Annotated in this window: 23 protein-coding genes and 1 pseudogene; 14 read left to right on the forward strand and 10 right to left on the reverse strand. The window is 74.5% G+C overall.

The features are described from left to right. Positions 1-98 precede the first annotated feature (98 nt). Positions 99-1,061: a LuxR C-terminal-related transcriptional regulator gene (locus ABD437_RS38035; protein ID WP_344653836.1), complete on the forward strand. Its 963-nt coding sequence runs from the start codon at positions 99-101 to the stop codon at positions 1,059-1,061. Positions 1,062-1,064: 3 nt separating this feature from the next. On the opposite strand, the gene ABD437_RS38040 is transcribed toward ABD437_RS38035, so the two are convergent. Further along, positions 1,065-1,715: a response regulator gene (locus ABD437_RS38040; protein WP_344653837.1), complete on the reverse strand. Its 651-nt coding sequence runs from the start codon at positions 1,713-1,715 to the stop codon at positions 1,065-1,067. Continuing rightward, positions 1,712-3,241 (reverse strand): sensor histidine kinase, encoded by a 1,530-nt coding sequence (locus ABD437_RS38045; RefSeq protein ID WP_344653861.1) that lies wholly within the window; start codon positions 3,239-3,241, stop codon positions 1,712-1,714. The genes ABD437_RS38040 and ABD437_RS38045 overlap by 4 nt, the downstream gene beginning before the upstream one ends. A gap of 113 nt (positions 3,242-3,354) precedes the next feature. On the opposite strand from ABD437_RS38045, the gene ABD437_RS38050 reads away from it, so the two are divergent. The 3 genes from ABD437_RS38050 to ABD437_RS38060 are packed head-to-tail and all read left to right on the forward strand — an operon-like array spanning position 3,355 to position 5,730. After that, complete coding sequence (locus tag ABD437_RS38050) at positions 3,355-3,963, forward strand: TetR/AcrR family transcriptional regulator (protein ID WP_344653838.1); 609 nt, start codon at positions 3,355-3,357, stop codon at positions 3,961-3,963. Continuing rightward, positions 3,963-4,904 carry a glycoside hydrolase family 113 protein gene (locus tag ABD437_RS38055; RefSeq protein ID WP_344653839.1) on the forward strand — a complete coding sequence of 314 codons (942 nt, stop codon included), beginning with the start codon at positions 3,963-3,965 and terminating at the stop codon, positions 4,902-4,904. The genes ABD437_RS38050 and ABD437_RS38055 overlap by 1 nt, the downstream gene beginning before the upstream one ends. A gap of 52 nt (positions 4,905-4,956) precedes the next feature. Next, positions 4,957-5,730, forward strand: coding sequence for an SGNH/GDSL hydrolase family protein (locus ABD437_RS38060; RefSeq protein ID WP_344653840.1), 774 nt, complete (start codon positions 4,957-4,959; stop codon positions 5,728-5,730). On the opposite strand, the gene ABD437_RS38065 is transcribed toward ABD437_RS38060, so the two are convergent. Then, positions 5,696-6,859 carry an NADH:flavin oxidoreductase gene (locus ABD437_RS38065; RefSeq protein WP_344653841.1) on the reverse strand — a complete coding sequence of 388 codons (1,164 nt, stop codon included), beginning with the start codon at positions 6,857-6,859 and terminating at the stop codon, positions 5,696-5,698. The two genes, ABD437_RS38060 and ABD437_RS38065, sit on opposite strands and share 35 nt — an antisense overlap. Further along, on the reverse strand, positions 6,856-7,764 hold the full coding sequence (locus tag ABD437_RS38070) for an SDR family oxidoreductase (RefSeq protein WP_344653842.1): 909 nt from the start codon (positions 7,762-7,764) through the stop codon (positions 6,856-6,858). The genes ABD437_RS38065 and ABD437_RS38070 overlap by 4 nt, the downstream gene beginning before the upstream one ends. Before the next feature lie 40 nt (positions 7,765-7,804). Here ABD437_RS38070 and ABD437_RS38075 point away from each other — a divergent pair, with 40 nt between their 5' ends. Together ABD437_RS38075 and ABD437_RS38080 are read left to right on the forward strand one after the other, a co-directional pair. Next, a complete protein-coding gene (locus ABD437_RS38075) occupies positions 7,805-8,554 on the forward strand; it encodes an enoyl-CoA hydratase family protein (protein ID WP_344653843.1) in 750 nt (249 codons plus the stop codon). Beyond that, on the forward strand, positions 8,551-9,612 hold the full coding sequence (locus tag ABD437_RS38080; RefSeq protein ID WP_344653844.1) for an NAD(P)H-dependent flavin oxidoreductase: 1,062 nt from the start codon (positions 8,551-8,553) through the stop codon (positions 9,610-9,612). Before ABD437_RS38075 ends, ABD437_RS38080 begins: the two co-directional genes overlap by 4 nt. Here ABD437_RS38080 and ABD437_RS38085 read toward each other — a convergent pair. Further along, positions 9,602-10,522: an NADP-dependent oxidoreductase gene (locus tag ABD437_RS38085; protein WP_344653845.1), complete on the reverse strand. Its 921-nt coding sequence runs from the start codon at positions 10,520-10,522 to the stop codon at positions 9,602-9,604. The genes ABD437_RS38080 and ABD437_RS38085 overlap by 11 nt on opposite strands. Before the next feature lie 60 nt (positions 10,523-10,582). Between ABD437_RS38085 and ABD437_RS38090 the strand changes: the two genes are divergently transcribed. Next, positions 10,583-11,002, forward strand: coding sequence for a MarR family winged helix-turn-helix transcriptional regulator (locus ABD437_RS38090; RefSeq protein ID WP_344653846.1), 420 nt, complete (start codon positions 10,583-10,585; stop codon positions 11,000-11,002). Between the two features lie 122 nt (positions 11,003-11,124). On the opposite strand, the pseudogene ABD437_RS38095 reads toward ABD437_RS38090, so the two are convergent. The 4 genes and pseudogenes from ABD437_RS38095 to ABD437_RS38110 all read right to left on the reverse strand — a co-directional run. Beyond that, positions 11,125-11,304: pseudogene (locus ABD437_RS38095) on the reverse strand (3-oxoacyl-ACP reductase); the annotation flags it as partial. Between the two features lie 120 nt (positions 11,305-11,424). Continuing rightward, positions 11,425-12,576: an acetyl-CoA C-acetyltransferase gene (locus ABD437_RS38100; RefSeq protein WP_344653847.1), complete on the reverse strand. Its 1,152-nt coding sequence runs from the start codon at positions 12,574-12,576 to the stop codon at positions 11,425-11,427. Between the two features lie 9 nt (positions 12,577-12,585). Beyond that, the gene (locus ABD437_RS38105) at positions 12,586-13,362 is read right to left on the reverse strand and encodes an SDR family oxidoreductase (RefSeq protein WP_344653848.1); all 777 of its coding nucleotides are present in this window, start codon (positions 13,360-13,362) and stop codon (positions 12,586-12,588) included. Further along, complete coding sequence (locus ABD437_RS38110; protein ID WP_344653849.1) at positions 13,355-14,518, reverse strand: acyl-CoA dehydrogenase family protein; 1,164 nt, start codon at positions 14,516-14,518, stop codon at positions 13,355-13,357. Before ABD437_RS38110 ends, ABD437_RS38105 begins: the two co-directional genes overlap by 8 nt. 76 nt (positions 14,519-14,594) lie before the next feature. Between ABD437_RS38110 and ABD437_RS38115 the strand changes: the two genes are divergently transcribed. The 6 genes from ABD437_RS38115 to ABD437_RS38140 are packed head-to-tail and all read left to right on the forward strand — an operon-like array spanning position 14,595 to position 20,445. Then, positions 14,595-15,536, forward strand: a complete 942-nt coding sequence (locus ABD437_RS38115) for an enoyl-CoA hydratase (protein WP_344653850.1) — start codon at positions 14,595-14,597, stop codon at positions 15,534-15,536. Next, a complete protein-coding gene (locus ABD437_RS38120; RefSeq protein ID WP_344653851.1) occupies positions 15,533-16,771 on the forward strand; it encodes an acyl-CoA dehydrogenase family protein in 1,239 nt (412 codons plus the stop codon). The genes ABD437_RS38115 and ABD437_RS38120 overlap by 4 nt, the downstream gene beginning before the upstream one ends. Beyond that, positions 16,768-17,724, forward strand: coding sequence for an acyl-CoA dehydrogenase family protein (locus ABD437_RS38125; protein WP_344653852.1), 957 nt, complete (start codon positions 16,768-16,770; stop codon positions 17,722-17,724). Before ABD437_RS38120 ends, ABD437_RS38125 begins: the two co-directional genes overlap by 4 nt. A gap of 3 nt (positions 17,725-17,727) precedes the next feature. Then, the gene (locus tag ABD437_RS38130; protein WP_344653853.1) at positions 17,728-18,813 is read left to right on the forward strand and encodes an acyl-CoA dehydrogenase family protein; all 1,086 of its coding nucleotides are present in this window, start codon (positions 17,728-17,730) and stop codon (positions 18,811-18,813) included. Between the two features lie 10 nt (positions 18,814-18,823). Further along, positions 18,824-19,699, forward strand: coding sequence for a CoA transferase subunit A (locus tag ABD437_RS38135; protein ID WP_344653854.1), 876 nt, complete (start codon positions 18,824-18,826; stop codon positions 19,697-19,699). Then, complete coding sequence (locus tag ABD437_RS38140) at positions 19,696-20,445, forward strand: CoA-transferase subunit beta (protein WP_344653855.1); 750 nt, start codon at positions 19,696-19,698, stop codon at positions 20,443-20,445. Before ABD437_RS38135 ends, ABD437_RS38140 begins: the two co-directional genes overlap by 4 nt. A gap of 4 nt (positions 20,446-20,449) precedes the next feature. On the opposite strand, the gene ABD437_RS38145 is transcribed toward ABD437_RS38140, so the two are convergent. Beyond that, positions 20,450-21,079: a TetR/AcrR family transcriptional regulator gene (locus ABD437_RS38145; protein WP_344653856.1), complete on the reverse strand. Its 630-nt coding sequence runs from the start codon at positions 21,077-21,079 to the stop codon at positions 20,450-20,452. 41 nt (positions 21,080-21,120) lie between these two features. Here ABD437_RS38145 and ABD437_RS38150 point away from each other — a divergent pair. Continuing rightward, positions 21,121-21,589 (forward strand): AMP-binding protein (locus ABD437_RS38150; protein WP_344653857.1); only part of this gene is annotated, 469 nt, incomplete at its 3' end.

Raw genomic sequence — 21,589 nt, forward strand, 5'->3', positions numbered from 1 at the left:
GCTCAGCGGGCGGTCGTTATCGTGACGTTACTTGACTGTCCACATCGGTGCCGGTTCCACTCTCCGCACACCTCTGCTACGGGGAAGAGGAGAGGCTCATGACCGCGACGAATCCGCAGCTGGCCCAGGCCTACACCGGACTGCTCGAACGCCCGAACGGGGACCTGACCGAGTTCGCCAGCCGGCTCGGCCTGGACGAGACGGCCGCACGCGCGCTGCTCGACCGGCTCGCGGCCCTCTCGCTGGTCGAGGAGCGCGAGCGCGAACTGGTGGCGCTGAGCCCGCTGCTGGCCATGCAGCAACTGCTCTACCGCGAGCGCAGCCTGCTCGAGCAGCGCCAGGAGTTCCTCCGGGACAGCTACCAGACGCTCACCCAGCTCATGTCCAGCTACGTCGACGCGCGGTTCGTCGGCGCCGGCCCGCGGCACTTCGAGGAGATCACCGACCTCGCGTCGGTGCGCCGCCGCATCGAGGAGCTCGCGGTGGGCGCCAAGTGGGAGCTGCTGTCGTTCACCCCGGCCTCGCGGGAGCCCCGGGCGGCCCGGGCCGCGGCCCGCGTGCTGGACCGGGGCCTGCTCGACCGGGGCGTGACGATGCGCACGATCTACCCGGACTCGGTCGTCGACGACCGCGGCGCCTACGACTACGCCCGGCAGCTGGCGGCCGGCGGGGGAAGCGTGCGGCTCTGCCCGGACCTGCCGACCCGCCTGCTCGTCGTCGACCAGCTCGTCGCGGTGGTGCCGCACGACCCGGCCGACGGGAGCCGCGGCTGCGTGGTGGTCTCGCACCCGGGCACGGTGGCCGCGCTGGTGTCGCTGTTCACCGCCTACTGGCGGGCCGGGCGCCCGCTGGCCACCGTCCGCGACGAGCGGACCTGCACGCCGCTGGAACGGTCGGTGCTGCGCGCGTTGCTGGCCGGCGCCAAGGACGACGCGGTGGCGCGCCAGATGGGGGTGTCGGTCCGGACGATCCGCCGCTGCGTGGCCGACCTGATGACCCGGCTCGGCGCCTCCTCCCGGTTCGAGCTGGGCGCGGGCGCCACCCGGCGCGGCTGGATCTGACCGTCACCCGGTCAGGCCGGCCTCGTGGGCCAGCAGCGCCGCCTGGACGCGGTTGCGGACGTCCAGGCGGGTCAGGATCTGGCTCACGTACGCCTTCACCGTGCCCTCCACCAGGAACAGCTCGCTCGCGATCGCCGCGTTCGACATCCCGGCCGCCACCAGGGCCAGCACCTCGCGCTCCCGGTCGGTCAGCGCGGCGACCCGTTCCCGGGCCGCGGCCGCGCCGCTGCTGCGCGCCGAGGTCCAGGCCAGGATCACCCGCTGCGCGACCTTCGGCGAGAGGAACGCGGCCCCGTCGGCGGCCGCGCGCACGCCGGCCAGCAGCTCGCGCGGGTCGCCGGACTTCAGCAGGAACCCGGCGGTGCCGGCCCGCAGCGCCCGCTCGATGTACTCGTCCTCACCGAACGTCGTCAGCATCAGCACGGCGGCCGAGGGCACGGCCCGCCGCAGCTCCTCGGCGGCGGCCAGCCCGTCCAGCGTCGGCATCCGGATGTCGAGCAGGACGACGTCGGGTCGGTGGGCGCGGGCGGATTCGACGGCGTCGTGGCCGTTCGCGGCCTCGGCGACGACCTCGACGCCCGGATCGGTGGCCAGGATCGCCCGGACCCCGGCCCGGATCATCGCCTCGTCGTCGGCCACCAGGACCCGGATCATCGCCGCTCCTTCCTCGCGTTGGTGCCGGGGATCAGGTCGATCGCCGCGACGACCCCGTCGGCGAAACAGACCCGGTAGACGTCACGCGCCGGCGGGAACAGCGTGCCGCTGACGTTGTAGTAGGCGCACTCGGACCCGGCCGGCCGCGGCGGCTCGACGACGTCCGGGCGTTCGCTGACCTGCAGGAGCGGCAGGATGTCCCGGGCCTCGTCCTCGGGCTGGCCGAGGTGGATGCGCAGCTGGTCCCACGGGTCGACCACCGAGGCCGTGGTCTCGACGACGTAGCCGGCCAGCACCGTGCCGACCAGCAGCACACCGGCGAGCACCGGCACCACGACCGTGAGCACGAGCCCGCGCCGCGAGCGACGGCGGGCGCTCTCCAGCCGCCCGGCCGCCCCGGTCACCGGTTCCGGCGCCGGACCGGCCGCCGTGCGCGGCACGGTGGCCACCACCCGGAACACCCCGTCCTCGGCGCCGGCCCGGAACGTCCCGCCGGCGAGCCGGACCCGCTCGGCGAGCCCGAGCAGCCCGGTGCCCGCCGGTGCGCGTTCGCCGTCGGCCGGGTTGGACACCTCGACGGTGACCGCGTCCCCGTCGTCGGTGAGGCGGCCGGTGACCGGGGCGCCCGGCGCGTGCCGGGCCGCGTTGGTCAGGGCCTCCTGCACGACCCGGTACACGGCGCGGTCGGCGAGCGGCGGCAACCCGGACCCGGCGCCGTGCCCGTCGTCGACCGGGAAGTCGAGCACCAGGCCGGCGCGGCGGACCCGGTCGACGAGCGCGCCCAGGGTCTCCTCGACCGGCTCCAGCGGCGCGGCCGCGTCGGTGCGCAGGACGCCGATCACCGCACGCAGCCGCTCGGTGGCGGCGGCCGCGCCCTCGCGCAGGTCGGTGGCGGCGGCCCGCTGGGACTCCCCCAGCGACGGGTCGAGCTCGAGCGCCCCGGCACGCAGCGCGAGGAGGCTCAGCTCGTGGCCGAGCGCGTCGTGCATGTCCTCGGCGATCCGGGCGCGTTCACGCAACCGGGCCTTCTCCGCGACCAGCGCCTGACCGCGTTCCAGCTCGTCGGCGAGCGCCCACCCGCCGACCGCGAGTTCACGCCGCTGCCGGCGGTACCGGCCCACCAGCCAGGGGAAGACGCCGCCGAACACGACTTCGCCGACCAGGTAGTACGCGTACCAGCGGTCGCCGCCGGTGAGCACCGTCCGGCCGAGCGCCGAGAGCGGCCCGAGCACCCCGATCGCGACGAACGTCCACAGCGCCGGGCGTGGCCGCACGGCGGAGCGTCCGACCAGGAACGACAGGACCGCGAACGGGCCGACCAGCCAGACGTCGGCGATCAGCAGCCCACCGCTGACCACCAGCGCCGCCAGCGGCGCGACCCGGCGCAGACCCACCGCGACCGCCACGACCAGGCTCGCGACGATCAGCCCGTTGACGTAGGCGCCGTCGTCGAGGCGGTCGCCGTTCATCGGCAGCAGCGCGGACAGCGCGAGCCAGAGCAGCACGTCCCCGGCGATCCGCCGCATCCTCCTCACCGCCCCGACGCTACCGACGGCGCGAGGCCCCGCCTACTGCCGAAAGTAACGCCGAATTCCCGGACCGGGTTCAATTCTGCACCAGGTCTGGTTATTCTGGGCCGGTGGTCGGGCTCCGGGAACGCAAGAAGGAACAGACGCGCCGGCGTATCGCAGCGGTCGCGCTCGCGCTGTTCGCCGAACGCGGGTACGACGCGGTCACCGTGAACGAGGTCGCGGCCGCGGCCGAGGTCGCGAAAGCCACCCTGTTCAGCTACTTCCCCAGCAAGGAAGCCCTCGTGCTGCACGGCATCGGCGAGGACGACCTGGCCGGTATCGTGACCCGCCGCCCACCGGGCACCACGCCGCTGGCCGCGCTGCGCGCGCACTTCCGCACGTTCGCGGCCGGTCAGGACCCCGGGCCGTTCGACGCTCCGGCGCTGATCGGGCAGGTCCGGATCGTCTTCGACAGCCCGGCGCTGAGCGCCGCGGCGCACACGCTGCTCCACCGCGAGCGCGAAGCGCTCACCGGGGCGCTCACGCCGGACGCGCCGGGCCTGCTCGCCGCACTGATGGCGGCGCAGATCACCGCGGCCGTGACCACGCTCAAGGAGGCGTTCTTCCGCCGCCTGCTGGCCGGCGAGTCCCCGGCGGCGGCCGCGGCCGCGCTCGCCGCCGACGTGGAGACCGCGTTCGACCTGCTGGAGCACGGGTTCTCCGGGGCCGGCCGCTGATGCGCGCACGCGGGATCAACTACGACACCGGGTTCCTGCCCGGATACGCGTCCCGGCCGGTGTTCGACCCCGACGCGGTGCGGCGCGACCTCGCGGTGATCGCCGGTGAGCTGCACTGCGACGCGGTGCGGGTCTCCGGCGGGGATCCGGCCCGGCTGCGCGTGGCGGCCGCCGCGGCCGCCGCCGTGGGGCTGGAGGTCTGGTACGCCCCGTTCCCGGTCGACCTGGCCCCGGCGGCGGCGCTCGCCCTGCTGGCCGAGTGCGCGTCGGACGCGGAGGCCCTGCGCCGGGGCGGCGCGGAGGTCGTGTTCGTCGCCGGCTGCGAGGCGACCGCGTTCGGTGCCGGGTTCATCCCCGGCGACACCTACGCCGACCGGATGCGCACGATGGCCGCCGCGGACCTCGCCTGGTGGCAGTCGCTGGGGCCGGTGATGGAGCGGTTCGACGAGCACCTGGGCGCGGTCGCGGCGGCCGCGCGGCGCCGGTTCGGCGGGCGGCTGACGTACGCGTCCGCGCCCTGGGAGTTCGTCGACTGGAGCGGGTTCGACGTCGTCGGTGTCGACGCCTACCGCGCGGCCTACAACCGCACCACGTTCGCCGACGAGATCCGCGCGCACCACGCGCACGGCAAGCCGGTCGCGGTCACCGAGTTCGGCACCTGCCCGTACCGGGGCGCGTCCGAGCGCGGCGGGCTGGCGTGGGACGTGCCGCCCGGCGCCGTGCCCGACGAGGACGAGCAGGTCCGGTACCTCACCGAGCTGCTCGACGTGTTCGAGGCCGAGGGGGTGGACACCGCGCTCTGGTTCACGTTCGCCGGGTTCAGCCGGGTGGGCGCGGACGATCTGGGCTCGTACGGCGTCGTGCGCATGACCGGCGCGACGGAGTGGACCCCGCGCGCGGCCTTCGCCGCCCTGGCCGCCCGCTACGGTGCGCGCGTGTGATCTCGGCGGCTCCGAGTGGCCGGACGAAACCGTCGCCTGGTGCAATACGAACATGCGTTACGTGGCGATCGGCGACAGTTTCACCGAGGGGGTCGGGGACCCGCGGCCGGACGGCGGCGTCCGGGGCTGGGCCGACCGGGTGGCCGAAGGGCTGGCCGCGCGGCTCGACGAACCGGTCGAGTACGCCAACCTCGCGATCCGCGGCCGGCTGCTGCGCCCGATCGTCACCGACCAGCTGGACGCCGCGCTCTCGCTGGACCCGCTCCCCGACCTGCTCACGCTCAACGGCGGCGGCAACGACATGCTGCGCCCGGGTGTCCGGATCGGCGACCTGCTCGCGCTCACCGACCGGGCCGCCCGCCGGTGCGCCGACGCCGGTGTCCGGCTGGTGCTGCTCAGCGGCGCCGACCCGACGGCCCAGCTGCCGCTGGGCCGGTTCGTGCGCCGCCGCGGCGCGGCGCTGACCGCGGGGTCGGTGACGATCGCGGCCCGGTACGGGCTCACGTTCGTGAACGGCTTCGGCGACGACGAGATCCGCGCGCCGCGCTACTGGTCGGCCGATCGGCTGCACCTCAACAGCGCCGGTCACGCGCGGATCGCGGGGCTGGTGCTGCACGCGCTCGGGCACGGCCCGGTGCCGCCGCCCGCTCCGCCGGAGCCGCCGTCGGTGCGTACCGCCGCGACGACCGCGCAGTACTACCGCGAACACGTCGTGCCGTGGGTGAGCCGGCGTCTGCACGGAACCTCCTCGGGCGACGGTCGCCTCGCGAAGCACCCGGTCTGGTACCCGCTCAGTCCGGGGCCAGCACGCAGTGGCTCCGAGTGAAGATCGTCGGCATGCACCGGTTGGTGTGATCGCAGCGCGAGCGCGTCGCGGGGTCGTCGCGGATGCGCGTGATCAGGTCGGGCTCGCGTAACAGGGCCCGGCCCATCGCGACGAACTGGAAGCCCTCGGCCATCGCGGTGTCCATCGTGGCCCGGTTCGTGACTCCGCCGAGCAGGATCATCGGCAGCGACACGGCGGCCCGGACCCGGCGGGCGTCCGGAAGCAGGTAGGCGTCCCGGTACGGGTATTCCCGCAGGAAGCGGTGGCCGAAGCGGCGCACGGCCGGGCGCGCCGGTGCCGGCATCGTCGCGGCGAACTCGCGCACCGGCGCGTCGCCGGTGAACAGGTACATCGGGTTGAGCAGTGAGCTGCCCGCGGTCATCTCGAGCGCGTCGAGGGTGCCGTCGGCCTCCAGCCAGCGGGCCACGGCGACCGACTCGTCCAGGCCGAACCCGCCGGGCACGCCGTCGTCCAGGTTGAGCTTGGCCAGGATCGCGATCCGGTTGCCGGCCGCGTCGCGCACCGCACGCATCACGTCGCGGGCGAACCGGGCCCGGTTCTCCAGCGCGCCGCCGTACGCGTCGCGCCGCCGGTTGAGCCTGGGGCTGAGGAACGCGCTGGCCAGGTAGTTGTGGCCGAGGTGGATCTCGACGGCGTCGAAACCGGCCCCGATCGCCAGCCGGACGGCCGCGCCGTGCTGCGCGACCACCCGCGCGAGCTCGGCGGGCGTGGCGGCCTTCGCCGCCCAGGTGGCGACGCTCCCCCGCCGGCTCGGCACCAGCGCTCTCCCGCCGCGCAGGCCGCGGGAGATGCCCACCGGGCCCGAGTGCCCGATCTGGGCGGAGACCGCCGCGCCCTCGTCGTGCACGGCCGCGGTGAGCCGGCGCAGGCCCGGGAGGGCCTCGTCGCGCCAGACGATCTGGTGGTGGTCGGTGCGGCCGGCGGGCGCGACCGCGCAGTACGCGACCGTGGTCATGCCGACCCCACCGGCGGCGTACTCGCGGTGGAAGTCGATCAGCGCGTCGGTGACCAGCCCGCGCCGGGCCCGGTTCTCGTAGGTGGCGGACTTGATCACCCGGTTGCGCAGCGTCAGCGGTCCGATCCGCCCGGGCGAGAAGACCGTGCTCATCGCGCGCCGTAGGGCCGCTCGGGCGCGGGCGAGGCCTTGATCAGGTCGCGGACCGCCGGCCCGACGTCGGCGGCGTTCCAGCGGGTGTCGAGCTCGGCGACCGGGCCGTGCCGCCACCCGTCCTCGAGGCAGATCCGGCCACCCTCGATCTCGACGACGCGCCCGGTGACGTCGCCGGAGTCCTCGGACGCCAGCCAGGCCACGACCGGCGAGACGTTCGCGGGGTCCATCCGGTCGAACCCCTCGGCGGGCGCGGCCATGGTGGCCGCGAACGGACCCTCGGTCATCCGGGTGCGCGCGGACGGCGCGATCGCGTTCACCGTGACCCCGTAGGGCGCGAGCTCCTCCGCCGCGACCAGCGTCAACCCCGCGATGCCGGCCTTCGCCGCGGAGTAGGTGCCCTGCCCGACGCTTCCCTGCAGCCCGGCCCCCGACGACGTGTTGACGATCCGCGCGGCCCGCGGGCGGCCGGCCTTCGCCTCCTGCCGCCAGTAGGCCCCGGCGAACCGCAGCGGCGCGAAGTGGCCCTTGAGGTGCACGCGGATCACCGCGTCCCATTCCTCTTCGGACGTGTTCACGAGCATCCGGTCACGCACGAAACCGGCGTTGTTGACCAGCACGTCGAGCGCGCCGAACGTCGCGACCGCCTGGTGCACCAGCGCCTCGGCGGCGGCGAAGTCGGCGACGTCGGCGCCGTTCGCGACCGCCTCGCCGCCGGCCGCGCGGATCTCGGCCACGACCTCCTCGGCCGGCCCGGCCGACGTCCCCGCGCCGGCGCCGGAGGTGCCGAGGTCGTTGACGACGACTCTCGCGCCCTGCCGGGCCAGTTCGAGCGCGTGCGCGCGGCCCAGACCGCGCCCGGCGCCGGTGACGATCGCGACGCGTCCTTCGAGGATGCCGGTCATCCTGCTAACGTACCAAGCAATCGCTAGGTTAGGACGCCGTATGCCACTCTCGACCGACATCGTCGACGGCTCGATCGCGGTCGTCACCGTCGACTATCCGCCGGTCAACGCGTTACCGGTCGCCGCCTGGTTCGCGCTGGCCGCGGCGCTGGACGACGTCGGCCCCGACGTGCACGTGGTGGTGCTGCGGGCCGAGGGCCGGGGGTTCAACGCCGGGGTCGACCTCAAGGAGATGCAACGCACCTCCGGTTTCGACGCGCTGCTGGGTGCGAACAAGGGCTGCTACGCCGCGTTCAAGGCGGTGTACGAGTGCCCGGTGCCGGTGGTCGCCGCCGTCCACGGTTTCTGCCTCGGGGGCGGCGTCGGGCTGGTCGGCAACTGCGACTCGATCGTCGCGAGCGACGACGCCTACTTCGGCGTACCGGAGATCGACCGGGGTGCGCTCGGCGCGGCCACGCACCTGGCCCGGCTCGTGCCCCAGCACCTGATGCGGACGCTCTACTTCACCAGCCGCACGATCCCGGCCACCGCGCTCGTGCAGCACGGCTCGGTACTGGAGACCGTGCCGCGCTCCGAACTGGACGCGACCGCGCTCGGCCTGGCCCGCGAGATCGCCGCGAAGGACCCGCGGGTGATCCGGGCGGCGAAAGAGGCGCTCAACGGCATCGACCCGATCGACGTCCACCGCAGCTACCGGTTCGAGCAGGGCTTCACGTTCGAGCTGAACCTCTCCGGCGTCGCCGACGAGCGCCGCGACGCGTTCGTCCGCGACGCGGGAACCGCACCGTGACCGGGACCCTGCGCACCCCGCTGACCGAGCTCGCCGGGGTGGAACACCCGATCGTCCAGACCGGAATGGGCTGGGTCGCGGGGCCGCGCCTGGTCGCGGCCACCGCGCGAGCCGGCGGCCTGGGCATCCTCGCCTCGGCCACGATGACGCTCGCGCACCTCGAGAAGGCCATCGTCGAGGTGCGCGAACGCACGGACCGGCCGTTCGGCGTCAACCTGCGCGCCGACGCCGGCGACGCGGGCGACCGCGTGGACCTGCTGATCCGCCACGGCGTGCGGGTCGCCTCGTTCGCGCTCGCCCCGAAACCCGCGCTGATCGAGCGGCTGAAGGAGCACGGCGTCGTCGTGATGCCGTCGGTGGGGGCGGCCAAGCACGCGCGCAAGGTCGCGGGCTGGGGCGCCGACCTGGTGATGGTGCAGGGCGGCGAGGGCGGCGGCCACACCGGCCCGGTGCCCACCACGCTGCTGCTCCCGTCCGTGCTCGACGCCGTCGACATCCCGGTCGTCGCGGCCGGCGGGTTCTTCGACGGCCGTGGCCTGGCCGCCGCGCTCAGCTACGGCGCGGCCGGCGTCGGCATGGGCACCCGCTTCCTGCTGACGCGCGACAGCGCGGTGCCCGACGCGGTGAAGCGGCTCTACCTGGGCTCCGGCCTGGACGGCACGGTCGTCACCGCGAAGGCCGACGGGATGCCGCACCGGCTGCTGCGCACGTCCTACGTCGACGACCTGGAGCGCGAGGGCCGGGTGGGCCGCGCGGTGCGGACCGTGCGGCGCACCCTCGCGTACAAGCGGATGAGCGGCTCCACCTGGGCCCGGCTGCTCGCCGACGGCCGCGCGATGAAACGCGACCGCACCTGGACGCAGACGATGCTGGCCGCGAACACCCCGATGCTGCTGCGCGCCGGCCTGGTGGAGGGCGACACCGGCGCCGGGATGCTGGCCTCGGGGCAGGTCGTCGGCATGATCGACGACCTGCCCTCGTGCGCGGAGCTGATCGAGGGCATCGTCGCCGACGCCGTCGCCCACCTCACCGCCGCGCACGCGGCCGTCACCGGTTGACCAGCACGATCTTCCCCCGGGTGTGTCCCTTCGCGAGCTCGGTGTAGGCCGCGCGCACCTCGCGCAGCGGGTAGGTCGCGGCGATCGGCACCACGAGCTCACCGCCGGCGGCCAGCGCCGCGAGCTCCGCGATCACCTCGATCCGGCCGCCCTCGGCGTTGCCGTCGGTCTTCGCGCCGTAGCGCGCGGCCGCCGGGTAGTCGTTGAGCGTGTCGATCCGCGCCGGGGCGATGCCGAGCGCGGTGACGCCGAGTTCCACGTACCCGTCGCCGACGACGTCGACGAGCGCGTCGGGCCTACCCACGGCGAGGATCCGTTCCACCACCCCGTCGCCGTAGGCCACCGGGGAGACGCCGAGCGACGCCAGCCACTCGTGGTGGCGCGGGCCCGCCACGCCGATCACGGTCGCGCCGGCCCGCCGGGCCAGCTGGACCGCCAGCGACCCGACCCCGCCGGCCGCGCCGGTGACCACCACGACGTCACCGGGCCCCGGGTCGACCGCGCGGACCATCGCCCATGCCGTGGCCCCGGCGACGTAGAGCGAGCCCGCCACCTCCCAGGACAGCTCCGCGGGTTTCGGGGCCAGCTCGGTCTCCGACGCCAGGACGAGCTCGGCGTGGCTGGCCCGCCGGTCGGTGAACCCGAACACCTCGTCGCCGGCCGCGAACCGGGTGACCCCCGGCCCGACCTCGACGACGACCCCGGCCAGGTCGCTGCCCTCGCCGGAGGGGAACGTCGCCGGGTAGAGCGCGTGCAGCAGCCCTTCCCGGATCTTGGCCTCGCCCGGGTTGATCGACGCCGCACGCATCTCCACCAGCACCTGCCCGGCGCCGGGCACCGGCCGCTCCACGTCGACGACCCGCAGGACGTCGACACCGCCGTATTCGCTGAACCGCACCGCTTCCGTCATGCCAACTACATTAGCGCTAATAACCTAAGCGGCAAGGTCCTCACTGGTAAGCTCGGGATCGTGAGCCTGCGCGACCTGTTCGACGACGTCATCCGCACCGAGGTGCTGCTCTGGAACGCGGTCGACGCCCGACTCCGCGCGGACGCCGACCTGTCCGTCGGCACGCTCGACGTCCTGCGCGTCATCGAGCGGACGCCCGGCTGCCGGGTGCAGGAGGTCGCCGAGGCGCTCGGCATCACGGTCGGCGGAGCGAGCCAGGCCGTCGACCGCGCCGAGCGGCGCGGCCTGTGCGCGCGCCACCCGAACCCGAAGAACCGCCGCTCCTCGGTGCTGGAGCTCACCCCCGAGGGCACCGGGGCACTGCGGACGGCGCTGCGGACGTTCGACGCCGAGCTGGCGGCCCGGTTCGGCGCGCTCGCACCGGCCCAGCTCGCCGCGCTGGGCGACGCCCTCCGCACCCTGCGTGCCACGCTGACCTGAGCCGCGTCCGGCGACCTCGACCGCCCCGGGCGTCGACGAACCGGTTCAGGCCGGTCCCCGTCACGGCCGCCACCACACCCCCGTAGCCGCCCCGCCCCGCCGAGCCGCCGGGCGCTGTCCGAGCCGATGCTGACGATCGCCCCCCGCGACGCGGTCGGCGCCGGGAGCGCGGCCCGGGTGACGCGCACGGCCGCGAAGACGGTGAGCGCGAACGACTCCGCCCACCGGCCGTCGTCACCGTCCAGCACGTCGGCGAACGCCTCCGGCGGCACGCTGCCCCCACCGGCGTTGGTGACGAGCACGTCGAGCCGCGGGCCGTCCGGCGTGGAGAGGCCGGCCGGCGCCCGGCGGCGGCGACCCCGGCTCCCGGGCCGACCTGTTCGCGCGCACGCTGATCGGCGCGCTCGGCGGCGTGCCGTAGGTCAGAGGCGTTCGAGGATCGTCACGTTGGCCTGGCCGCCGCCCTCGCACATCACCTGCAGCCCGTAGCGCCCGCCGCGTCGTTCCAGCTCGTGCAGCAGCGAGGTCATCAACCGGGTGCCGGTCGCGCCGATCGGGTGGCCCAGCGCGATCGCGCCCCCGTTCACGTTCACCCGCGCGAGGTCGACGTCGAGTTCACGCGCCCAGGCCAGCACCACCGACGCGAACGCCTCGTTCACCTCGAACAGGTCGATGTCCCCGACGCCCAACCCGGAGCGCTCCAACGCCCGGCGGGTGGCCGGGATCGGCCCGGTCAACATCCACACCGGATCGTCGGCGAGCACCGAGACGTGGTGCACCCGGGCCCGTGGCGTCAGCCCGTGGTCGGCGACGGCCCGCTCGGACGCGACCAGCAGCGCCGACGCCGCGTCGCTGATCCCCGACGCCAGCGCCGCGGTCAGCCGCCCGCCCTCGCGCAGCGGCGCCAGCCCGGCCATCTTCTCCAGCGACGTGCCCCGGCGCGGCCCCTCGTCCACCGCGAACTCCCCCACCGGGGCGATCTCGTCCACGAAGCGACCCGCGTCGATCGCCGCCAGCGCCCGCTCGTGCGACGCCAGCGCGAACTCCTCCATCTCCGCCCGCGAGAGGTCCCACTTCTCCGCGATCAGCTCGGCCGACCGGAACTGCGAGACCTCCTGGTCACCGAAGCGCTCCGCCCAGCCCGGTGACTCCGCGAACGGGGTGGTGAACCCGAACTGCTGCCCGACCGTCATCGCCGACGAGATCGGGATCGCCGACATGTTCTGCACGCCGCCGGCCACCACCAGGTCGGCGGTGCCCGACAGCACGCCCTGCGCGGCGAAGTGCACGGCCTGCTGCGACGAGCCGCACTGCCGGTCGATCGTGACGCCGGGAACGTGCACGGGCAGCCCGGCGACCAGCCAGGCCGTGCGGGCCACGTCGCCGGCCTGGGAGCCGATCGTGTCGCAGCAGCCGAAGATGACGTCGTCCACCGCGCCCGGATCCACGCCGGTGCGGGCCATCAGCGCCGACAACACGTGCCCGCCGAGGTCGGCGGAGTGCACGCCGGCGAGCGAGCCACCCCGCTTCCCGACCGGCGTGCGGACGGCACCCACGATGTAAGCCTCGGCCACGACACACTCCTAGGGATGCTGGCTGCTGACCGACACCACTTCACCGGTCAGGTACGACGAATAGTCCGACGCGAGGAACACCATCACGTTCGCGACCTCCCACGGCTCGGCCGCGCGTCCGAACGCTTCCCGCGCGGTCAGCGAAGCCAGCACCTCGTCGCTGGTGACCTTGGCCAGGAACGGATGCATCGCGAGGCTGGGAGCCACCGCGTTCACCCGGATGCCGTGCGACGCGAGGTCCAGCGCGGTGCACCGGGTCAGCGCCATCACGCCGGCCTTCGCCGCCGCGTAGTGCGCCTGCCCCTCCTGCGCCCGCCAGCCCACGACCGACGCGTTGTTCACGATCACGCCGCGGGTGCCCGCGCCCACCATCCGCCGGGCGGCCGCGCGGGTGCAGCGCATCGTCCCGGTGAGCGTGATGTCCAGCACCCGGGACCACTGGTCGTCGGTCATCTCCAGGATCGACGCGGTGCCGCCCAGCCCGGCGTTGTTCACCAGCACGTCGACGCCGCCGAACGCGTCGGCCGCCGCGAACAGCCCTTCGACGTCGTGCTCGTCCGTGACGTCGCAGCGCACGGCCGCGACCCGGTCGGCGCCGAACGCGGCCCGCAGCTCGTCCCGCGCGGCGTCCAGCCGGCGCTCGTGGACGTCGCCGAGCACGACCGCGCGCGCGTCCTCCTCCAGGCACCGGCGCACCACCGCCGCGCCGATCCCCGCCCCGGCGGCCGCGGTCACGACCACGGTGCGCCCGGCGAGCAGCGAGTGACCGGGGACGTAGTCAGGCACGGGGCTCCTTCGGCAGGCCGAGAACCCGCTCGGCGATGATCGTGCGCTGGATCTCGTCGGACCCGCCGTACAGGGTGTCGGCCCGGGCGAACAGGAACATCGACTGCCGCCGGTCCGGCACGTACGGTGCGCCGACGGTCAGCCCCGGCGCGCCGCGCACCTGCATCGCCAGCTCGCCGAGCTCCCGGTGCCAGCGCGCCCACAGCAGCTTCTGCACGTTGTCCGCCCCCGGTGCCGGTGCGCCGGCCAGCGTCCGCAGCGCGTGGGTGCGCAGCACCTCGAGGCCGAGCTTCGAGGTCGCGATCCGGTCGGCGATCCACGGGTCGTCGACGCTGCCGTTGGCGCGTGCCTCCGCGACGATCTCGGCGAGCTCGCGGGCGAACCCGACCTGCTGGCCGATCGTCGACACCCCACGCTCGTAGGAGAGCGTGGCCATCGCGACCCGCCACCCGTCGCCGGGCTCCCCCACCACCAGGTCCGCGCGGGTGCGCGCGCCGGTGAAGAACACCTCGTTGAACTCCGACGTGCCGGTGAGCTGGCGGATCGGCCGGATCGTGACGCCGGGCTGGCGCAACGGCACCAGCAGGTACGACAGGCCGGCGTGACGCCGCGAGCCGGGTTCGGTGCGCACCACGGCGAAGCACCAGTCGGCGTGCTGGGCCAGCGACGTCCAGATCTTCTGCCCGTCGATCACCCAGTCGTCGCCCTCGCGGTGCGCCCGGGTGCGCACGTTCGCCAGGTCCGAGCCGGCGTCGGGCTCGGAGTAGCCCTGGCACCAGAGCTCGTCCACCGCGACGATCGGCGGCAGGAAACGCTCTTTCTGCGCGTCGGTGCCCCGCGCGATGAGCGTGGGCCCGAGCAGTTCCTCGCCGAGGTGGTTCACCCGGGCGGGTGCGTTCGCGCGGGCGTACTCCTCGTGGAAGACCACCTGCCGGGTGAGGCCGAACCCGCGGCCGCCGTACTCCTCGGGCCAGCCCAGGCAGGTCCAGCCGGACGCGGCGAGGTGCCGGTTCCAGGCGATCCGCTCCGGATACGCCTCGTGTTCCGAGCCCGAACCCCCGAGGCCACGCAGCGCGGCGAACTCGCCGACGAGGTGGTCGGCCAGCCACGTCCGGATCTCGTTCCGGAACGGGGCCTCCTCGGGAAAGGCGTCCATGCCCGGACCCTATCCCACCAAGCACTTGGTTGGTAGCGTGTGCGGCACCCCTCAGCGACGAAGGAGTGACGGTCCGATGGCGACGTTCGAGCCGGCCCTGGAGAACGGCGAACCGGTCGTCACGTACGAGGTGCGTGGGCCGGTCGCGCTGGTGACCGTGAACCGTCCGAAGTACACCAACGCGCAGAACTCGAAGGTCACGTACGCGCTCGACGCCGCGTTCGTCCGCGCCGTCGACGACGACGCGGTGCGGGTGATCGTGCTGGCCGGGGCCGGGAAACACTTCAGCGGCGGTCACGACATCGGCACGCCGGGGCGGGACATCGACGAGTCGTTCGACCGGCGCGCGGTGATCTGGTGGGACCACGTCGACAAGGCGGGCGTCGACTCCCGGTACGCGCGCGAGTCGGAGGTGTACCTGGGGATGTGCCGCCGCTGGCGGGAGATCCCGAAGCCGATGATCGCGATGGTGCAGGGCGCGTGCATCGCCGGTGGGCTGATGCTGGCCTGGTCGTGCGACTTCGTCGTGGCCTCCGAGGACGCGTTCTTCGCCGACCCGGTGGTGCGGATGAACATCCCGGGCGTGGAGTACTTCGCGCACCCCTGGCAGATGCATCCCCGGGCGGCCAAGGAGTTCCTGTTCACCGGTGACCGGTTCCCGGCCGCGCGGGCTCTCGCGCTGGGCATGGTGAACCACGTCGTGCCGCGCGACGAGCTGGAGAGCACCGTGTTCGCGATGGCCGAGCGGATCGCGACGATGCCCCGGCTGGGGCTCGCGCTGGCGAAGAAGGCCGTGAACCAGGCCGAGGACACGCAGGGCCTGCGCGTCGGGATGGACTCGGTGTTCGGCCTGCACCACGCCGCCCACGCGCACAACGCCGAGGTGTCCACCGACCCGCTCGCCGGTCTCGACGCCCGCGCGATGGCCGCCTCCAACAAGGCCGCCGCCGACAAAGCCGCCTCCAATAGGGACGCCTCCAACAGGGCCGCCGCCGAGAACGGCGGAGCGCCGGCATGACGAACGGGCCGGTCTTCCTGGGCGACCCCGACGGGCTCGGCGACCCGGACTACTTCGGGCGGGCCGCACCGCCGCGCGGGGACGTCGCCGGGCTCGCGTTCACCGACGCCGAGGAGGCGTTCCGGCTCGAGGCGCGGCAGTGGCTGCGTGCCCACGCCCCGGGCCGGCTGCCGTCGATGGACACCCCCGAGGGCGCCCGGGCCCACCGCGCCTGGGAACGCGAGCTGGCCGCGGCGCGCTGGTCGGTGGTGGCGTGGCCACCCGAGTACGGCGGACGGGACGCGTCCGTCGTCGAATGGGTGCTGTTCGAAGAGGAGTACTACGCGGCCGGCGCGCCGACCCGGATCTCGCAGAACGGCATCTCGCTGCTGGCGCCGATCCTGTTCACCCACGGCACCGCCGAGCAGCGCGACCGGCTGCTCCCGGCGATGGGCGACGGCCGCACGGTGTGGGCGCAGGCCTGGTCGGAGCCGGAGGCCGGCAGCGACCTGGCCGGCCTGCGCAGCCGGGCCACCCGCGACGAGGGTCGCGGCGGCTGGGTGCTGACCGGGCAGAAGACCTGGAGTTCCCGGGCGCCGTTCGCCGACGCCGCGTTCGGGCTGTTCCGCACGGATCACGAGGCCGCGCGACACAGTGCCCACAGCGGCCTGACGTACTTCCTGTTCCCGCTGGACGCCCCCGGGGTCACGGTGCGGCCGATCGCGCAGCTCGACGGCGACCCCGGCTTCGCCGAGATCTTCCTCGACGACGTGTTCGTGCCCGACCGGGACGTGCTGGGCGGCGTCGGCGACGGCTGGCGGGTGGCGATGAGCACGGCCGGCAACGAGCGCGGGCTCTCGCTGCGTGCGCCCGGCCGGTTCCTGGCCGCGGCCGACCGGCTGCTGGGCCTCTGGCACGACCGGGGCGCGGACCCGGCCCTGCGCGACCGGGTCGCCGACGCCTGGATCGGTGCGCAGGCCTACCGGTTCTACACCTGGGACGTCGTCGACAGAGGCGGCGCCGGAGCCGAGGGCAGCGTCAACAAGCTGTTCTGGTCCGAACTCGACGTGGCGCTGCACGAGACCGCGCTCGACGTGCTCGGCCCCGAGCAGGAACTCGCCGGCGCCTGGACCGACGACTACCTGTTCGCGCTGGCCGGGCCGATCTACGCGGGCACGAACGAGATCCAGCGCACGATCGTGGCCGAGCGCGTGCTCGGGCTGCCCCGGGGGAACGATCGGAGGGCCCGCGGATGAGGTTCGCGCTCACCGAGGAGCAACTGTCGTTCGGCGCGGCGATCGACGCGCTGCTGGGCCCGGCCGACGTCGCCGGGGCGTGCCGGGGCTGGGCCGCCGGCGAGACCGCCGACGGGCTGCGGCTCTGGGGCCGGCTGGCGGAGCTGGGCGTTCCCGGGCTGCGGGTGCCGGAGGAGTTCGGCGGCACCGGGTCCACGCCGCTCGACCTGGCGGTGGTGTGCGAGCGGCTCGGCTACCACGGCGTGCCGGGGCCCTACCTGGAGTCGGTGGCGCTGGCCCCGGCGCTGCCGATCGACGCCGCGGTGCTCACCGAACTGGCCAAGGGCACGGCGCGGGTCAGCGTCGCCGCGCCACCGCACTCCCCCTTCGCGGTGGACGCCGACGCGGCGACCCACCGGTACCTGCTGACCGGGCGGACGCTGGCGTCGGCGCGGGTCGAGCGGAGTCTGACGTCGATCGACCCGACGCGGCGGCTGGCGCTGCTGGCCCCGGTCGAGGTCGTCGGCGTGGCCGGGGCGCACGTGCTCGACGAGGTCGTGCTCGCCGCCGCGGCGTGGCTGGTCGGGGCCGGTCAGCGGCTGCTCGACGAGACCGTCGGCCACGTCACCGCGCGCCGCCAGTTCGGCCGCCCGATCGGCGAGTTCCAGGCGGTCAAACACGCGCTGGCCGACGTCCGGGTGGGCCTGGACTTCGCCCGCCCGCTGGTCCGGGGCGCCGCGCACGCGCTGGGCTCCGGCGCCGCGGGGACACGTGACGTCCCGGCGGCCAAGGTGCTGGCGGGGCAGGCGGCGTACCGGGCCGCACGCACCGCGCTGCAGTTGCACGGCGCGATCGGCTACACCCGCGAGCTCGACCTGAGCCGCTGGATCCTGCGGGTCCGCGCGCTGATCGGGGCCTGGGGCACCCCGGCCCACCACCGGGCCCGGGTGCTCGACGGGCCGGCCGGGAGCTGACCGATGGAGTTCGGGCCCTCCGCGGAGCAGCGCGCGCTCGCCGACGCGGTCGACGACCTGGTCACCCGGCGCGCACGCGGCACCGATCCCCGCGCGGTGCTGGACACCCCCCGCGGCTACGACGAGACGCTCTGGCGGACGCTCTGCGACCAGATCGGCGCGGCCGGCCTCGCGATCGGCGAGGAGCACGGCGGCGCGGGCTACTCGCCGGCCGAGACGCACGTCGTGCTCGAGCGCCTCGGCGCGCGACTCGTGCCGTCCCCGCTGCTCGGCTCGGCCGTCCTCGCCGCCGGGGCGATCGCCGCGTCCGGCGACGACGACGCCTGCGCGCGGCTGCTGCCCGGCCTGGCCGCGGGCACCACCGTCGGCGCGCTGGCCTGGGCCGACACCCGGGGACGCTGGCGCGGCGACGGGTCGGACGTCCGCGCCGACCGGGACGGGCCGGGGTGGACGCTGCGCGGGACCGCGACGCTGGTGCTCGACGGCGCCGACGCCGACGTCGCCGTGGTGGTCGCGGACACGGGCGACGGCGCCGGGCTGTTCGAGGCGCACGGCCCGATCGCGCGCCAACGCACCCCGGCGCTCGACCCGACGCTGCGGTTCGCGACGTGGCGCTTCGACGGCACACCGGCCACCGCGCTCACGCTCGACGCCGGGCCGGTCCTGGCCGCCCTCGCCGACCGGGCCGCGGTCGCGGTCACCGCGCTGCAGGTCGGCGCGGCCGGCGAATGCCTGCGCCGCACGGTCGAGCACCTGCGCACCCGGGTGCAGTTCGGCCGCCCGCTCGGGTCCTTCCAGGCCCTCAAGCACCGGGTCGCCGACCTCTTCGTCGCCGTCGAGAGCGCCCGCTCGATGTCCTGGGCGGCGGCCGGGGCCGACGCCGCCGAGCTGCCCTACCGCGCCGCGCTGGCCAAGGCGTGGTGCTCGGACGCGTACGAGCAGGTCGCCGCCGAGACCGTCCAGCTGCACGGCGGCATCGCGATCACCTGGGAACACGACGCCCACCTCTACTTCAAACGCGCCCACGCCACCGCGCAGCTGTTCGGCACCTCACGCGAGCACCGCCGCCGCCTGCTGTCCTACGTCTGACGGGGAGTCCATGGACAAGACCCTGCACCTCGCCGACCTCGGGAACCACCTCGAGGACGGCATGACGATCGGGATCGGCGGCTGGGGATCGCGCCGCAAACCCATGGCGCTGGTGCGTGCCCTGCTGCGCACCGACGTGAAGGACCTCACCGTGGTGAGCTTCGGCGGCCCCGACGTGGGCCTGCTCTGCGCCGCCGGCAAGGTCCGGCGCGTCGTCTACGGGTTCGTGTCGCTCGACAGCATCGCGCTCGACCCGCACTTCCGCGCGGCCAGGGAACAGCACGGGCTGCCGGTCACCGAGTACGACGAGGGCATGTTCGTGGCCGCCCTGCGCGCGGGCGCGAGCCGCCTGTCGTTCCTGCCGACCAGGGCCGGGCTCGCGAGCGACGTGCTGGCGATGAACCCCGAGCTGCGCACGGTGGCCTCGCCCTACGACGACGACGTGTACGTCGCGGTACCCGGCCTCCGCCTCGACCTCGCGCTGCTGCACCTCAACCGCGCCGACACCGCCGGCAACGCCCAGTACCTCGGCCCCGACCCGTACTTCGACGATCTCCTGGCCGCCGCCGCGGACCGGTGCGTGCTGAGCGTCGAGAAGATCGTGCCGACCGCCGAGCTGACCGCGACCGCGCCGCCGCAGACGCTGCTGCTGAGCCGGATGTTCGTCGACGCGGTGGTGGAGGCGCCGAACGGTGCGCACTTCACCTCGTGCGTGCCCGACTACCCCCGCGACGAGGTGTTCCAGAAACACTATGTGGACGCCGCGGCGAACGCCGACTCGTGGCGGGCGTTCACCGGGACGTTCCTGAGCGGCGACGAGGCCGACTACCAGGAGGCCGTGCGTTCGTTGCACGCCGCGCGCGTCCCGGCGGAGGTGCCGGCATGAGCCCCACCGGCACCGTCACCCGGGCCGAGACGTGCGTGATCGCGTGTTCGGACGCGTGGCGCGGATCCGGGGAGGTGCTCGCGCACGCGGTGGGCACCGTGCCGACGATCGGCGCGCGGCTCGCCCGCCTGACCCACTCGCCCGACCTGGTGCTGACCGACGGCGAGGCGTTCCTGCTCAGCGACCCGTGGAGCGAACAGCCCACCCGGGAAGGCTGGCTGCCGTTCTCCCGGGTGTTCGACGTGCTGAACGCGGGGCGGCGGCACAGCATGATGGGCGCGAGCCAGATCGACCGCTACGGCAACCAGAACATCTCCCGGATTGGCGACTGGGACCGCCCGAAACGCCAGCTGATCGGGGCCCGGGGCGCGCCGGGCAACACGGTCAACCACCGCACCGACTACTGGGTGGCCCGGCACTCGACGCGGATCTTCGTCGAGGCGGTCGACGTCGTGTGCGGCGTCGGGTACGACCGGGCCCGGGCGCACCCCGACCCGTCGCTGCGCTTCCACGACCTCGGCGTCGTCGTCACCGACCTGGCCGTGCTCTCCTACGACGCCGAGGGCCGGCTGGAGATCCGCACGCTGCACCCCGGGGTGTCGGTCGACGAGGTGCGTGCCGCCACCGGCTTCCCGCTGGCCGGCCCGGTCGACGGCATCACCCGCCCACCCACCGACGAGGAGCTGCGCCTCATCCGCGAGGTGCTCGACCCCGGTGGCGCCCGCGACCGGGAGGTGCCGGGATGACGCGCTACCGCGGCAGCAGGCCGCCGTAGAGCATCGAGAGGAACTGGTCGGCGACCGACTCGTGCGCGAGTTCGCCGTGCGGCTTGTACCAGCCGACCGTGCCCCACACACTGTCGCGGATGAACCGGTACGTGACGCGGGCGTCGAGGTCGTCGCGGAAATCACCGGAGGCGACCCCGGCGTCGAGCACGTCCAACCACTGGGCGGTGATGTCCGAGCTGATCGTCGCCACGTAGGAGAAGTCGGGCAGGTGCGCGAGCAGGGCGGCCTCGTTCTGGTAGAGCGCGACCGCGTGCGGGCTGCGGTGGATCGTCGCGAACGACGACCGGATCAGTCCTTCGAGGACCTCGCGCGGCGTGTCGCGGCCGGCGACGATCTCCGCGAACGACGCGTGCAGGCCGCCCATGAAGTCACGCAGGATCTCGTCCAGCATCGCTTCTTTGGAGTCGAAGTGGTGGTACAGGCTGCCGGAGAGGATTCCGGCCGCGTCCCCGATGTCCCGCACGGTGGTCTGGGTGTAGCCCTTGGTGGCGAACAGCTCGGCCGCGATCGCCAGCAGCTCGGCGCGGCGGCCCTGGGTCTTGCCCGAGGTGGCACGCCGCTTCGAGCGCGGGACGGACTCCGTGGTGGCCATGGGACGAGCTTACCGAACAAGCATTTGCTCAGGGAGGCGCGATGCTGACCGTCGACACGGTGCCGGAGCTGGTGCGGGAGGCGGCGGCCCGGTTCGGGCCCGCCACCGCGATCGCCGACGGGGCGGCCCGGGTGAGTTACGCCGAGCTGCACGAGCGGGTGCGCACCGCCGGGCGAGCGTATCTCGCGGCCGGCGTGCGGCCCGGCGACCGGATCGCGGTGTGGGCACGCAACCGGGCCGAGTTCGTGGTCGCGCTGCTCGGCGCGGAGTACGTCGGGGTGGCGGTGGTGCCGCTGAACACGCGGTTCCGGGGCCACGAGGCGGCGCGGATCCTGCAGCGCTCGCGCGCGGTCGCGCTGGTGGTCGACGACGGCTTCCTCGACACCGACTACCTCGGCCTGCTCCGCACCGCCGCCGCGGAGCTCACCCTTGCCTCGGCTGCGGACGCGAACCCCGCGGCCGGGGCGGCGACGGCGGCCGACCCGGCGGGCGACACCAGCGAGGCCGGCG

It is taken from the genome of Cryptosporangium japonicum (assembly GCF_039524755.1).
Taxonomy (GTDB): Bacteria; Actinomycetota; Actinomycetes; order Mycobacteriales; family Cryptosporangiaceae; genus Cryptosporangium; species Cryptosporangium japonicum.